This is a genomic window from Leisingera sp. CC-HEC096 (genome assembly GCF_059429235.1).
In genome coordinates, this window is the sequence record NZ_JCAIJS010000001.1 from 1,381,561 (window position 1) to 1,395,869 (window position 14,309).

General features: G+C 61.6%; 11 protein-coding genes and 1 tRNA gene. 5 read left to right on the forward strand and 7 right to left on the reverse strand.

All coding sequences use genetic code 11. The features are described from left to right. Positions 1-120: 120 nt before the first annotated feature. Positions 121-2,244, forward strand: a complete 2,124-nt coding sequence (locus AC5STI_RS06790) for a GmrSD restriction endonuclease domain-containing protein (RefSeq protein ID WP_495446127.1) — start codon at positions 121-123, stop codon at positions 2,242-2,244. A gap of 245 nt (positions 2,245-2,489) precedes the next feature. Here AC5STI_RS06790 and AC5STI_RS06795 read toward each other — a convergent pair. Both AC5STI_RS06795 and AC5STI_RS06800 read right to left on the reverse strand, forming a co-directional pair. Next, positions 2,490-2,564 (reverse strand) — tRNA-Val (locus AC5STI_RS06795). A gap of 123 nt (positions 2,565-2,687) precedes the next feature. Then, positions 2,688-3,143 (reverse strand): Lrp/AsnC family transcriptional regulator, encoded by a 456-nt coding sequence (locus tag AC5STI_RS06800; protein WP_495446128.1) that lies wholly within the window; start codon positions 3,141-3,143, stop codon positions 2,688-2,690. Positions 3,144-3,275: 132 nt separating this feature from the next. On the opposite strand from AC5STI_RS06800, the gene AC5STI_RS06805 reads away from it, so the two are divergent. Then, positions 3,276-4,331, forward strand: a complete 1,056-nt coding sequence (locus AC5STI_RS06805; RefSeq protein ID WP_490400276.1) for a Glu/Leu/Phe/Val family dehydrogenase — start codon at positions 3,276-3,278, stop codon at positions 4,329-4,331. A 327-nt stretch (positions 4,332-4,658) separates the two neighbouring features. Here the strand turns inward: AC5STI_RS06805 and lon are convergent, their stop codons facing one another. From lon to tgt, 4 genes are all read right to left on the reverse strand, one after another. Beyond that, complete coding sequence (gene lon, locus AC5STI_RS06810; RefSeq protein ID WP_475052781.1) at positions 4,659-7,070, reverse strand: endopeptidase La; 2,412 nt, start codon at positions 7,068-7,070, stop codon at positions 4,659-4,661. A 244-nt stretch (positions 7,071-7,314) separates the two neighbouring features. Then, positions 7,315-7,974, reverse strand: a complete 660-nt coding sequence (locus AC5STI_RS06815; protein ID WP_495446129.1) for a hypothetical protein — start codon at positions 7,972-7,974, stop codon at positions 7,315-7,317. Between the two features lie 139 nt (positions 7,975-8,113). Next, entirely contained in the window at positions 8,114-9,199 is a 1,086-nt protein-coding gene (locus AC5STI_RS06820; protein WP_495446130.1) for an alkene reductase, read from the reverse strand. 138 nt (positions 9,200-9,337) lie between these two features. After that, the gene (gene tgt, locus AC5STI_RS06825) at positions 9,338-10,468 is read right to left on the reverse strand and encodes a tRNA guanosine(34) transglycosylase Tgt (protein ID WP_495446131.1); all 1,131 of its coding nucleotides are present in this window, start codon (positions 10,466-10,468) and stop codon (positions 9,338-9,340) included. 69 nt (positions 10,469-10,537) lie between these two features. On the opposite strand from tgt, the gene rimK reads away from it, so the two are divergent. The 3 genes from rimK (at position 10,538) to AC5STI_RS06840 (ending at position 13,358) form a co-directional block, all read left to right on the forward strand. Further along, on the forward strand, positions 10,538-11,944 hold the full coding sequence (gene rimK, locus AC5STI_RS06830; RefSeq protein ID WP_495446132.1) for a 30S ribosomal protein S6--L-glutamate ligase: 1,407 nt from the start codon (positions 10,538-10,540) through the stop codon (positions 11,942-11,944). A 245-nt stretch (positions 11,945-12,189) separates the two neighbouring features. Next, on the forward strand, positions 12,190-13,080 hold the full coding sequence (locus AC5STI_RS06835) for an SPFH domain-containing protein (RefSeq protein WP_475052789.1): 891 nt from the start codon (positions 12,190-12,192) through the stop codon (positions 13,078-13,080). After that, positions 13,080-13,358, forward strand: a complete 279-nt coding sequence (locus AC5STI_RS06840) for an NfeD family protein (RefSeq protein ID WP_475052791.1) — start codon at positions 13,080-13,082, stop codon at positions 13,356-13,358. The genes AC5STI_RS06835 and AC5STI_RS06840 overlap by 1 nt, the downstream gene beginning before the upstream one ends. 49 nt (positions 13,359-13,407) lie before the next feature. Here AC5STI_RS06840 and AC5STI_RS06845 read toward each other — a convergent pair whose 3' ends face one another. After that, the gene (locus tag AC5STI_RS06845; protein ID WP_495446133.1) at positions 13,408-14,169 is read right to left on the reverse strand and encodes a hypothetical protein; all 762 of its coding nucleotides are present in this window, start codon (positions 14,167-14,169) and stop codon (positions 13,408-13,410) included. Positions 14,170-14,309 lie beyond the last annotated feature (140 nt).

Genomic DNA, 14,309 nt, shown 5'->3' on the forward strand with positions numbered 1-14,309 from the left:
CGAGGCATTGCCTTCTTCGGCGAAATCAAGCAACGTCGCAAAGCCGCCAGCACACAACGTCATGAATTTTCAGACATAGTTCAGAAAAGTTAGAACGGGTTATTGCAAATGAAGATTTCAATGATTTTGGACAAAATCGATGAACACCAATTGTTCGTTCCAGCATTTCAACGAGAGTACGTTTGGAAACGAGACGACGCCAAACTACTGATGGATTCGCTCATCAAGGAGTATCCTACCGGTACAATGTTGACTTGGGAGACGAACCATCCACCCGAACTGAAAGGCGACCATGTTTATGATGAACGGCAGGGTTCAGTCAGGATTCTTCTAGACGGGCAACAGCGCATTACGACACTCTACATGTTGGTTACGGGCAACTTGCCACCCTACTACACTCTTGAAGAAATCACTAACGATACGCGCGGCTTGTACGTCAACGTGCAAACACTTGAGCTAGAGTATTTTTCGAAAATTCGAATGGAGAATGATCCTCTATGGGTCGATATTACAGAGGTTTTTCAGAAGAAAGCTCGCGCGCGTGACATCATCAAATTCATTGAAAAATCTGGTACGGAAGTCTCCAGCGAGCAAGAAGATGCAATTCACGATAATTTTGCACTAATCCTCTCGGTTTTGGATCGCGATTTCCCAGAGCAAACCGTTCCGGTGAAAGCCAGCATCCGAGAAGCCATCGATATTTTTTATAAAGTCAATGCCGGAGGGGTAGCTCTGACTGATGCAGAACTCGCCCTAGCTCAGATTTCTGGTTATTGGCCTCAAGCGCGGGAGAGCTTCAAGCACAAGCTCGACAAGCTCAAACAGAATGGCTTCGCTTTCAAACTGGATTTCGTCGTCTATGTACTGCTCGGAGTGCTTCATCATAACGGCTCGGACATGCGCAAGCTGCATCCCGAGGAGAATGATGAGGCACTACGGGCCGCTTGGGTCAAATTGGACACTAAGGTCCTCGACTATGTCTGTAACCTTCTCCGCTCTCATGCCCACGTTGACCATACATATGAAATCAACTCCATCTACGCTCTCGTTCCAATCATAGCTTATTGCTACGACCGAGATTGCAATTTGACGGAAACCGAAGTCCTAAAAGTGGTTAAGTGGTTTTACTATTCTCAGGTTCGTCGACGCTACGTAAGCCAGCTCCCCCAGAAGCTTGACTACGATCTGAAGATTGTCGCTGAATCACCGTCTCCCTTCGACAGGCTACTTGACGTCATACGGGAAGACCGAGGTGGCAACATAGCGATTTCGGCTGAAGAGTTCGAGGGCCGCGCGGTACAACACCCTCTCTTTGGTTTGCTACGCTGGCACCTTAAAAGTCGAGGCGCGAAATGTCTCACAACCGGCGTTAAGGTCCACAAACCAATGGGCGAAAAGTACCAACTAGAGTACGATCACATTTTTCCCTACTCTCGTTTGAAAGCGGCAGGGTATGGTATGGACAACCGCTTAAAATACTCGCTCGCTCAAGAGCTAACGAACCGTGCTATACTCACACAGTTGGCGAACAGAACCAAAGGTGCAATCGAAGCCAAAGATTACTTGGCTGATGCCAGAAACCGCTTTCCCGGTTCACTTGAACTCCAGCTCATTCCGCAAGACGAAGAACTGTGGGAAATCGAGAACTACGAACTATTTCTCAAGACACGTAGGCAGATGCTTGCGACAAGCCTAAACAATTGGCTGGAAAGCATTGTGGACAACGACGCTTCAGACGGCGAAGTAACACTTGTGGACCTAATCTCCGAAGGTGAAAACGAGGAAGTTGAATTCAAGGAGACGTTTCGTTGGGATGTTCGCAAGGAAACGGTGAATAAGGACCTAGAAAACGTGATCCTGAAAACAATCGCAGCTTTCGCCAATGCGCAGGGTGGCAGGTTGCTGATGGGGGTCGCCGATGAAGGTGAAATCGCAGGTCTAGAAAGGGACTACAAATCGCTTGGCGGTGGCGGCAAAGACAAGTTTGAATTGCACCTAAGCAACCTGATGCGCAAAGCGTTCGGGCAATCATTCACGGCCACAAAAGTCAATGTCACGTTCCCGGAGGTGTCAGGCCTTGAGATATGCAGCGTCGAAGTGAAACCCGCAAACACACCTGTCTATTTGACGTTGCCAGCAAAGAACGGACAGCCGCAGGAGAAGTTCTATGTCCGAAGCGGGAACTCTTCTCCAGAACTACCGCTTAGTGAAGTACAAACATATATCACTGAACGGTTCGTGTAGGCGAGCATTGTAGAATGCTCGATTTCTTCCCCGCCGCAAGCTGGCGGAGGTATCCCGTTGAAATGGTGGCGAGTGTGCTGTTCGCCTAAGCGTGTCGCACCACCACGAAAGACCTTAGGAATCCGCACACGCGGCACGGTGATACCGCACCGGCTGCTGTACCCAAATGGGGGTTTCTGCTGTACCAAGTGAGAAGCAAAAAACGCCAAGCCCTTATTTTTCAAGGGCTTGGCGCTTGGAAATCATGGTGGGTGATAAGAGATTTGAACTCCTGACATCTTCGATGTGAACGAAGCGCTCTACCACTGAGCTAATCACCCGTGAGGCAGGCTTTTAACGGCCGCATGCGGGCTCTGCAAGAGGGCCGGCAGAAGATTTTTGCCCTTGTCCTGCATTTTCTTCGTGCGCGGCCGCGGCTGAACGCGGACGGCTCCGTAAACCGCTCAGCAGGTCGGCAGCGCGTCCCGCTGGATCATCGTGCGCAGGGTAAAGCTGGAGCGGGTGTTACGGATGCCGGGCACCCGCATCAGCTTGTCCTCCAGAAAGCGGTCGAAATCCGGCAGGTCCTCCGCCACCACACGCAGCAGTATATCCCGCGTGCCTGTCATCAGATAGCACTCCATCACCTGATCGAAACGGCGCACCGCGTTTTCAAAGGCGCTCAGCGCTTCGGTGGACTGCTTGTCCAGTTCCACCGCCACAAAGATGGTGACCGGCAGCCCCAGTTTGGCCTGATCGACCCGGGCCGAATAGCCGCTGATGACCCCGCTCTCCTCCAGGCTGGCCACCCGGCGGGCGCAAGGCGTAGGCGACAGCCCGACCATGCCGGACAGTTCCGATATCTTCAGCCGCCCGTTTCGCTGAAGCGCGGCGACAATCTTGCGGTCTATCGAATCCATGGAGGTTTTTCCTAAATGTGACACCCTTGATGGAGGTTACCACCAAAATGGCAGAATCCCGCACAGCTTTTTGGTGAAAACCGGCGCTGCCGGCCCGCTATTATCCGGGTAGGTTTAGGAGGATCAAACCAAATGACAGTGACTGCCGTCGCATCCAGCAGCCATGAAGAGATTTACCGCGTCGAGGAGCCGTCCGTTGGCCTCCTCGGCTTCATTGCCGTGCACTCCACCCAGCTGGGCCCGGCAGCCGGGGGCCTGCGCATGCGCCCCTACGCCAGCGAAGAGGAAGCGCTGACCGACGTCAAACGCCTCAGCGAAGGCATGACCTACAAGAACGCCGCGGCAGGTCTGACCCTGGGCGGCGGCAAGGCAGTGATCATCGGCGATCCCGCCAAGGACAAGACGCCGGACCTGCTGCGCGCCTTTGCCCGCGCCATCGAAGGTCTGGACGGCCGCTATATCACCGCCGAGGACATGGGCATGAGCCCGGCCGACATGGCCATCCTTGCAGAGGAAACCCGCTTTGTGGCCGGTCTGGCGGATGGCGAGTTCGCCAGCGGCGACCCCTCGCCGATCACCGCGCGCGGCATCTTCAACGCGATCCGCACCACCCGCGCCCACAAGCACGGCAGCCGCGACCTGGCGGGTGTCACTGTATCTGTCCAGGGCCTCGGACACGTCGGCTGGTACCTCTGCCAGTTCCTGCATGAAGCCGGCGCCAAGCTGGTCGTCACCGACATCGACGAGGCCCGCGTGGAGCAGGCGATCGCAGAGTTCGGCGCCAAGGCCGTGCCGCTGGCAGAGATCTATGGCGCCGAGGCAGATGTTTTTGCCCCCTGCGCCATCGGCGGAATCCTGAACGCTCAGACCATCCCGCTGCTGAAGGCGGATATCGTCGCAGGCGGCGCCAACAACCAGCTGGCAACGGCTGAGGACGGCGCAGCGCTGCACGCCCGCGGCATCCTCTATGCACCTGATTTCGTAGCCAACGGCGGCGGCATCATCAACGTCGCAACCGAGATCCAGAAGATCAAGGACCGCGAGGGCTTTGTCGCTGAGAAGCTGACGGCGCTGGATGAGACCATGGCGGCGATCCTGACCCAAGCAAAAGCGGCGGACGTGAGCCCGGCGGAAATGGCCATTGCCACCGTGCAAGCCAAGATGGAGAAGGCCAGCAAAGCCGCCTGACCGGCCCTGCCGTTACCTAGGCTGCCGGGCACTCCCGCGGCCGAACGGGCCCCGGCCTGCGGCCGGATCCCATCCTGCCTTTGGGCCCGGCAGCCTGCCCCTTCCGGGGCAGGCTGCGCGCCGCACCGCAGGTGCGGCGCCACGCCCAACGGGAGCGGGTGCGCCCTGGCGCATCCGGCGACGGGCGGGAGGACCGCCCAAGCTCCCTGGCTTGTGCAGCAGCGAACAAAAAGCCCCGGACAGAAGGGCCAGAACGGAAGAAAGCACCTAAAAAGGGCGGCCCCCTCGGACCGCCCTTTTCCTTTTTCTTGCTCGCAGATCCGCGGATCAGTGCGCGGTGGCGCCTGCCCCCTCGCCGGATCCTTTCAGCGCCGCTTTCGCCGCGGCGGCCTCTTCGGCCTCCTCATCCCACTCGATGGGTTCAGGCTTGGACACCAGCGCGTGCTCAAGAACCTCGGACACATGGCTGACGGGAATGATCTCCAGACCTTCCTTCACGTTGTCCGGGATCTCCGGCAGGTCCTTTTCATTCTCCTGCGGGATCAGCACCGTCTTGATGCCGCCGCGCAGCGCCGCCAGCAGCTTCTCCTTGAGGCCGCCGATCGCCAGCGCATTGCCGCGCAAGGTCACCTCGCCGGTCATCGCAATATCCTTGCGCACCGGGATCTGCGTCAACACCGACACGATGGAGGTCACCATGGCCAGGCCCGCCGACGGGCCATCCTTGGGCGTCGCGCCTTCCGGCACGTGCACGTGGATATCCCAATGGTCGAACTTCGGCGGCTTTATGCCCAGTTTCGGCGAGACGGAGCGCACGTAGGACGAGGCCGCCTCGATCGATTCCTTCATCACATCGCCCAGCTTGCCGGTGGTCTTCATCCGGCCCTTGCCCGGCAGGCGCAGCGCCTCGATCGACAGCAGCTCGCCACCGACGGATGTATAGGCAAGGCCGGTGACCACACCGATCTGATCCTCTTTCTCGGCCAGACCGAAGCGGTACTTCGGCACGCCCAGGAAATCGTCGAGGTTGTCCGGCGTGACAGTCACGCTATCGGTCTCCTTCTTGACGATCTTGGTCAGCGATTTCCGCGCCACCTTGGCGATCTCGCGCTCCAGATTCCGCACACCCGCCTCGCGGGTGTAGGTGCGGATCATCGCGGTTACCGCGTCCTCGGTCAGCTCGAACTCCTTGGCCTTCAGGCCGTGGTTCTTCACCTGCTTGGAAATCAGGTGCTGCTTGGCGATCTCGCGCTTCTCATCCTCGGTGTAGCCCGACAGCGGAATGATCTCCATCCGGTCCAGCAGCGGCCCAGGCATGTTGTAGCTGTTCGAGGTGGTCAGGAACATCACGTTCGAGAGGTCATATTCAACCTCCAGATAGTGATCCATGAAGGTGTTATTCTGTTCCGGATCCAGCACCTCCAGCATCGCCGAGGCCGGGTCGCCGCGGAAATCCTGGCCCATCTTGTCGATTTCATCGAGCAGGATCAGCGGGTTGGTGGTCTTCGCCTTCTTCAGCGCCTGGATGATCTTGCCGGGCATCGAGCCGATGTAGGTGCGGCGGTGGCCGCGGATCTCGGACTCGTCGCGCACGCCGCCCAGCGAAATGCGGATGAACTCACGGCCCGTCGCCTTGGCCACGGATTTCCCCAGCGAGGTCTTACCCACGCCCGGAGGCCCGACGAGGCAGAGGATCGGCCCCTTCAGCTTGGCCGAGCGCTGCTGCACCGCCAGATACTCGACGATCCGCTCCTTGACCTTCTCCAGGCCATAGTGATCCGCATCGAGGATCTCCTGCGCCTTCATCAGGTCCTTCTTCACGCGCGACTTGGTTCCCCACGGGATCGAAAGCATCCAGTCGAGATAGTTGCGCACCACGGTCGCTTCCGCCGACATCGGCGACATGTTCTTGAGCTTCTTCAGCTCCGCATCGGCCTTTTCGCGCGCCTCTTTCGACAGCTTGGTGGCGGCGATCTTCTCTTCCAGCTCGGCGATTTCGCCGGCCCCTTCCTCACCGTCGCCCAGCTCCTTCTGAATGGCCTTCATCTGCTCATTCAGATAGTACTCGCGCTGGGTTTTCTCCATCTGGGATTTGACGCGGGTCTTGATCTTCTTCTCGACCTGCAGAACCGACAGTTCGCCCTGCATCAGACCATAGACCTTCTCCAGCCGCTCGCTGACCGAGAGCGTCTCCAACAGCTCCTGCTTGCGGTCCACGTCAATACCCAGGTGGCCCGCCACCAGATCGGCAAGCTTGGCCGGCTCGGCGGTCTCGCCCACGGCAGACAGCGCTTCCTCGGGAATGTTTTTGCGCACCTTGGCATAGCGCTCGAACTCGTCGCCCACTGTGCGCACCAGCGCCTCGGTGGTGGTGACGTCGCCAGGCATTTCCGCCAGCTCTTCGGCCTTGGCCTCGAAGTAGTCGTCGTTTTCCAGGAACTCGGTGATCTTCACCCGGGTCTGGCCCTCGACCAGCACCTTGACGGTGCCATCGGGCAGCTTCAGCAGCTGCAGCACATTCGCCAGCACGCCGGTGGTGTAGATGCTATCGGTTTCCGGGTCGTCCTCGGAGGGGTCGATCTGGCTGGACAGCAGAATCTGCTTGTCGTCCGCCATTACCTCTTCCAGGGCGCGCACCGATTTTTCCCGGCCCACGAACAGCGGCACGATCATGTGAGGGAAAACCACAATGTCGCGCAGCGGCAGCACGGGATAGGAGGAATTGAGTGGCTCTTGCATACTCGGTCCTTTGCTTGGCAAGACGGCCCGGCCCCGGTCCCGGCAGCACTTGGCGCGTCTCCTCATTGGATGTCTTTATCTGGGGGGATGGTTAAGGATTTTCAACCTGCCCGCCGCTTGGTTGGCCCCACCTTGCCCGCACCGCGGCCGGACCACAAGGCGCAAATGACCGAAGGGTGAGCAAAGCGCTAACACGCACTGAGATGCGTCCGGAACGGATCGTCAGCGTGGCGCAAACCGGCATTCAGCGCCGCTCCAGCGTCACCAGGCCGCGCTCAATGCGGCCCGCCGCGCCGGTCTCGCTGTAGGTGCCGCTCAACCGCGACTGATCAATCAGAAACAGCCGGTAGGACTGGCGCAGCTCATGCCCCGTCCCGCTGTCCTGCGCGCCTTTGATGTTCAGCCGCAAGAGCTGATCCGGGCCGCAGGCCAAGGGTCCCAGGGCGATTTCATCGAAAAACACCTCCGCGTCATCCGGCAGATCGCCGCGGCCCGCGCTTTCGGCCCGCAGGCCGCTGCCCGGCGCAGGCGGCGCACGGTCCTCGACCGCAACAGGCATGAAGCCCAGCGCAGGCGAACCCGCCATCAGCCGGCCGTTCCTGAAATCCAGCGACAAGACCTCGCCGCTGCGCTGCGGCACCGGCAGCATTTCGACACGCCCTGCGGAGACCAGCCCCATTTCTCCCGGCCCCTTGCGCAGGATCCAGCGCCCGCGCAGCGCGCTGGACTTGTCCTTTACCAGTTCCTCCAGCGTGATGGTGCAGCCATCAATTGGCGGCGCCTTAAAGAAACCCGATGCCTCGGCCAGCGATCCGGGAGACTTCACACTGCCCTCGGTCTGTGCCTGAGCCGCCAAAGGGCTGCCCAGCAAAACCGCCAGAGCCGCTGCGCGCAAACAGGTCATGCTATCCTCCCCGCTTTTGCGCGAGGGTAGCGGGCAGGTCTTCACAACCGGTGAACAGGCGCGCGAAACCCGCAGGATTGGCAACGGCGGCCGGGGGCTTGCTGCCCGGCCGCCGGCCTCTGATCAAAGCGGAAGCGGTCTACTCAGCCGCCGCCCGCTCCATCGCAGGGTAGTCGGTATAGCCTTCTTCTTCGCCGCCATAGAAGGTGTCCGGATTGCCTTCGTTCAGCGGCGCGTCTGCTGCCAGCCGCTCAACCAGATCCGGGTTGGCGATGAAGGGGCGGCCAAAGGCCACCAGGTCAGCCTCCCCTGAGGCCGTCCGCGCCAGCGCGGTTTCGCGGTCATAGCCGTTGTTGGCCATGTAGGTGCCGGTATAAAGCTTGCGCAGCGCGTCAAAATCCCCGTCCCGGCCGCCGCCGGTCTCGCCCTCAACCATGTGCAGATAGGCGAGGCCATAGCCGTTCAGACGCTCGATGAGCGGTGTGTAATGACCCACGGGATCGCTGTCGGACACATCGTTGAAAGTGGCAAACGGCGACAGACGCAGGCCAATGCGGCCAGCCTCCCAAACCGTCTGCAGCGCGTCGAGGATCTCGAAAACGATGCGGGCGCGGTTTTCCGGGGATCCGCCATAGGCGTCCGTGCGGGTGTTCACACCGTCCTTCAGGAACTGCTCCAGAAGATAGCCGTTGGCCGCATGCAGCTCGACACCGTCAAACCCCGCGTCCTTGGCGTATTTCGCGGCCTGCACAAAGTCGGCGATCACACGCTGGATGTCTTCCGCGCCCAGCGCCTGCGGCTTGGCCGTCGGCACAAAGCCTTCATGGGTAAAGGTCTGAGCTTCTGCCGCGGTATCGGTGGAGGACACTGCTGTGGTGCCCTCTGGCAGCAGGGAGTCATGGGTGATCCGCCCGACATGCCACAGCTGGATAACGATCTTGCCGCCCTTGGCGTGAACGGCATCCGTGACCTTGCGCCAGGCCGCGGCCTGCGCCGCCGTGTGAATGCCCGGAGTCTGGATATACCCCTTGCCCTCAGGGCTGATCTGGCTGCCTTCGGTGATGATCAGACCGGCACCAGCCCGCTGGGCATAGTATTCTGCGTGCATGTCCAGCACCTCGCCGGTTTCATCGTCGGCCCGGTTGCGGGTCAGCGGCGCCATGACAACGCGGTTACGCAGCTCGATTGCACCAGCAGTGCTGGCGGAAAACAATTCTTGGCTCACGGGGATGTCCCTCCGGTCAAAGTGTCCAGCAACAGGAACGTTGCCGGAATGACCTGAGCACTCCGCCTCGTGCTTTCAACGGTGCATCAGCCGGAACAGCTGCTCAACAGCGCACAGTGACTGTTCAACTGTACCCGTTCACAAACGCTCGATATCGCCTTGCGCGCGGGTATCGTGGAAGTCCTTCTGCCAGGCCTCAAAGGTTCCGGCGGCAATCGCCTCCCGCATTCCTCCCATGATTTCCTGGAAGTAATGCAGATTGTGCCAGGTCAGCAGCATGCCCGAAATCATCTCGTTGCTGCGGAACACATGGTGCAGATAGGCGCGGGAGTAGTTCGAGCAGGCCGGGCAGCTGCACTGCTCATCCAGCGGCCGCGGGTCGTCCTGGTGGCGGGCGTTCTTGATGTTCACGACGCCATAGCGGGTGAACGCCTGCCCGGTGCGCCCCGACCGCGACGGCAGCACGCAGTCCATCATGTCGATGCCGCGCGCAACCGCGCCGACGATGTCGTCGGGCTTGCCCACACCCATAAGATAGCGCGGCTTGTCCTCGGGTAGCATGTCCGGCGCAAAGTCTAGGCAGCCGAACATCGCCTCCTGCCCCTCGCCCACCGCCAGGCCGCCGACCGCATAACCGTCAAAGCCGATGTTCTTCAGCGCCTCTGCGCTTTCCTCGCGGAAGTCCTGTTCCAGCCCGCCCTGCTGGATACCGAACAGCGCATGGCCGGGACGGTCGCCGAAGGCCTCGCGCGAGCGCTCTGCCCAGCGCATCGACAGCCGCATCGACTCAGCAATCCGGTCGCGGTCCGCAGGCAGCGCCGGGCATTCGTCGAAACACATCACGATGTCGGAACCCAGCAGCCGCTGGATTTCCATCGATCGTTCCGGCGTCAGTTCGTGCCGGGAGCCGTCGATGTGGGATTTGAACGTCACGCCCTTCTCGGTCAGCTTGCGCAAACCGGCCAGCGACATCACCTGAAACCCGCCGGAGTCGGTCAGGATCGGCCGCTCCCAGTTCATGAACTTGTGCAGGCCGCCCAGGCGGTCGATCCGCTCCGCCGTCGGACGCAGCATCAGGTGATAGGTATTGCCCAAAAGGATGTCGGCGCCGGTCGCGCGCACGCTTTCCGGCATCATTGCCTTGACCGTAGCGGCAGTGCCAACCGGCATGAAGGCAGGCGTGCGGATCTCGCCGCGCGGCGTGTCGATCACCCCCGTGCGCGCTTTGCCGTCGGTTGCCTTCAGTTCAAAGTTGAAAAGCTCTGCCATCTCGTATTCCTGCCGTTACTATCAAACCGGCCCACCGGTGATTCCCCCTAATGCCAAGGAGCCAAGCCCATGTCCACAGCCGACCCTGCACCGCAATTGAAACTCGGCTGGGAGGAATGGGTCAGCCTGCCGAACCTCGGCCTGCCAGCCCTGCGCGTGAAGGTCGACACCGGCGCCCGCACCTCTTCGCTGCACGCCACCGGGATTGAGACATTCGGCCCGGCCAGCGCCCCCAAGGTGCGTTTCATGGTGCATCCGATCCCCGGCCAGTACGACCTGGAAATCCCCTGCTCTGCCCTGATCAAGGACCGGCGCGAGGTGACGTCCTCCAATGGCGAAAGCGAAATGCGCTTCGTGATCGAGACCGCGCTGGAAATCGCAGGCCAGTCCTGGCCGGTGGAGCTGACCCTGACCGACCGGCGCGGCATGGCAAAACACATGCTGCTGGGCCGTCAGGCGCTGACCGAGAACGTGACCGTGGTCCCCGGCGAGCGCATGTGCCAGCCTGCTCTGGACTATTCCGTCTATACCTCTGCCAACATCCGCAAATCCGCCCCCAAGCGCGCCCTGCGCATTGCCGTGCTCAGCCGCGAGGACAATTACTCCACCCGCCGCCTGGTGGCAGAAGGCGAAAGCCGCGGCCACACGGTGGAGGTCATCAACACCACCCGCTGCTACATGGCGCTGAACGCGCTGGCGCCGGAAATCCATTACGACGGCAAGCGCCTGCCCCGCTATGACGCGGTGATCCCGCGCATCGGCGCCTCGGTCACCCAGTACGGCACCGCGCTGCTGCGCCAGTTCGAAACGCTGGGAACCTTCTGCGTCAACGGCTCCGAAGGCATCACCGCCAGCCGCGACAAGCTGCACGCGCACCAGATCCTGGCGCGCCACAAGATCGGCATGCCCGCCACCGCCTTTGCCGCCTCTCCCAAGGACACCGGCAGCCTGATCCAGATTGTCGGAGGCGCGCCCCTGATCGTGAAACTGCTGGAAAGCACTCAGGGCAAGGGTGTGGTGCTGGCGGAAACCAAGAAGGCCGCCGAAAGCGTCATCACCGCCTTCCGCGGCCTCAAGGCCAATTTCCTGGTGCAGCAGTTCGTCAAAGAGGCCGCGGGCGTGGATATCCGCTGTCTGGTGGTCGGCTCCAAGGTGGTGGCGTCGATGAAACGCTCCGGGGCCGATGGGGACTTCCGCTCCAACCTGCACCTGGGCGGCAGCGCCGAGACGGTCCGCATCAGCAAAGAGGAGCGCGCCACCGCGGTCCGCGCGGCCAAAGCGTTCGGCCTCAACGTCGCGGGCGTCGATCTGTTGCGCTCGGAAACCGGCCCCAAGGTGCTGGAGGTGAACTCCTCCCCCGGGCTGGAAGGGATCGAGAAGACGTCCTCCAAGAACATCGCCGGGCTGATCTATGCGGAGATCGAGAACCGGGTCCGCCCCGCTCCGCTGCGGCGCCTGAAACCCACCAGCAGCTAAGGACCGCAAGGCAGGCCCATCCGGGCTTGCCAGCCTGCGCCGCAAGGCGTCATATGCACCTGAAAGCTCTTGAATACGGGACTGGCGGAACCCATTTGTATACCATTGCACACAACAGTTCGTATCTTTGAACACGGCCAAGGCATCCGGCGCACGCCTTCTGCCTGGCAGGCCGCCGGAACCGGCTGCGCACTCCGCGCCCGCCCCCCTTGCGGCCTCCCGCTGACCAACCAAAGGAATTTTTCATGAACGAAGATCTGATCCTCGACCTCTTGTCCGGCAATCTCCTTTATCTGCTGGGCGCCCTTCTGCTGGTCATCATTGCGCTCAAGGGCATCCGCATCGTGCCGCAGTCGCAGAAGTTCGTGGTCGAACGCTTCGGCCGGCTGCATTCGGTGCTGGGTCCGGGCATCAACTTCATCGTGCCGCTGCTGGATGCGGTGCGCCACAAGATCTCGATCCTGGAGCGCCAGCTCCCGAACGCCACCCAGGACGCGATCACCAAGGACAACGTGCTGGTGCAGATCGACACCTCGGTGTTTTACCGCATTCTTGAGCCGGAAAAGACCGTCTACCGGATCCGCGACGTGGATGGCGCCATCGCCACCACCGTGGCCGGCATCGTGCGCGCCGAGATCGGCAAGATGGACCTGGACGAGGTGCAATCGAACCGCGCCCAGCTGATCTCCCGCATTCAGGAAAGCGTCGAAAGCGCGGTGGATGACTGGGGCATCGAAGTGACCCGCGCTGAAATCCTGGATGTGAACCTCGATCAGGCCACCCGCGACGCCATGCTCCAGCAGCTGAACGCCGAGCGCGCCCGCCGCGCCCAGGTGACTGAGGCCGAGGGCCAGAAGCGCGCCGTTGAACTGGCTGCCGACGCCGAGCTTTACGCCGCCGAGCAGACCGCCAAGGCCCGCCGCATCCAGGCCGACGCCGAAGCCTATGCCACCGGCGTCGTGGCCCAGGCGATCCGCGACAACGGGCTGGAGGCAGCGCAGTACCAAGTCGCCCTGAAACAGGTCGAGGCGCTGAATGCGCTGGGGAACGGCGACGGCAAGCAGACCATCGTCGTGCCGGCCCACGCGCTGGAGGCCTTTGGCGATGCCTTCAAGCTGCTGAAAGGAAGCAAGTGATGGCAGACGGGTTCTGGACGCTCTGGTGGGTTTGGGGGGCGGCAGCGCTGGTGCTGGGCATCCTCGAAATCCTCGCCCCGGGCTTTGTCTTCCTGGGCTTTGCCATCGGCGCCGCCGCGGTTGCGCTGCTGCTGCTCGTTTCCGGCGGCAGCTGGGGCCTGCCCTTGCTGCTGCTGATCTTTGCAGGCTTGTCTCTGGCCGCGTGGCTGCTGCTGAAACGGCTGTTTGCACTGCCCAAAGGCCAGGTCAAAACCTTCGACCACGACATCAACGACTGAACAGTCACGCAAAGCCTGAACGGTCTGGCCGCAACGCTGCGGCCCGGCCTCAGAACCTGAACCCGATGCCCGCCAGCAGGCCATGGGTCACCGCATCATGGCGGAAAAAACTGCCGGTGCCGCGGGTGCCCTCCTCATAGTCCACCCCCAGGCCGCGGTACATCACATAGATCGACGCGCGCTCCCAGCGGTCATAGACCAGCCCGCCCATCGCCGACCAGTTCTGATCCGACCCGGCACCGAACCCGCCAATGTCGCCTTCCAGCAGGATGCTGAACTCCGGCGACACACGGCGCTGCCAGCGCAGCCCGGCAACCGGATCGGTCCACTCCGCGCCCCGGCGCAGGGTGCCGCCCGCCGGCAGGCTGGCAATCACGTCCACATCCCAATGGCGCGCGCCCGCGTACAGCTCGAAACTGTCCCGCCCGCGCCCGAAGCTATAGGTCACCACCGCTTCCGCCACGTTCTGATCATAGGTCACCGGCAGATCGCCTCCGGCGCTGCTGCCGATGGCGTCAGAATCCAGCAGCGCATACCGCAACCGGAACCCGAACCGGCTGCTGTGGACCCCTTCGAACTGCAGCATTCCACCCGCCTGCAGCTGATCGAACACATCGCTTGCATCAAACGACACATCCCCGGCAGCCCGGCCCAGCTCCGTCGTGCTCTCCACCGAAGGCGCCAGCACAAAGGGCGTCAGCTGCCACCGCCAGCCGCTCAGGTCCTGGGCCGCGGCGGCGGTCCCCAGCAGCGCGGCAAGCACCAGCGCAGCAGTCGCGGCGGCCCGTGCGGGCGCGGTCGGCTTCGGCATCGCTCTCCCTCCCCCGTTCCTGCCAGACTCCACCGTACGGCCGGCACGCGGGATCCGGCCGCTGCGTCCAGGCAGCTGTCAAAAATCATTATGGGGGAGCAACGATTTAGCGCAGAATCCCGTCAAATCAAACGTTCCCG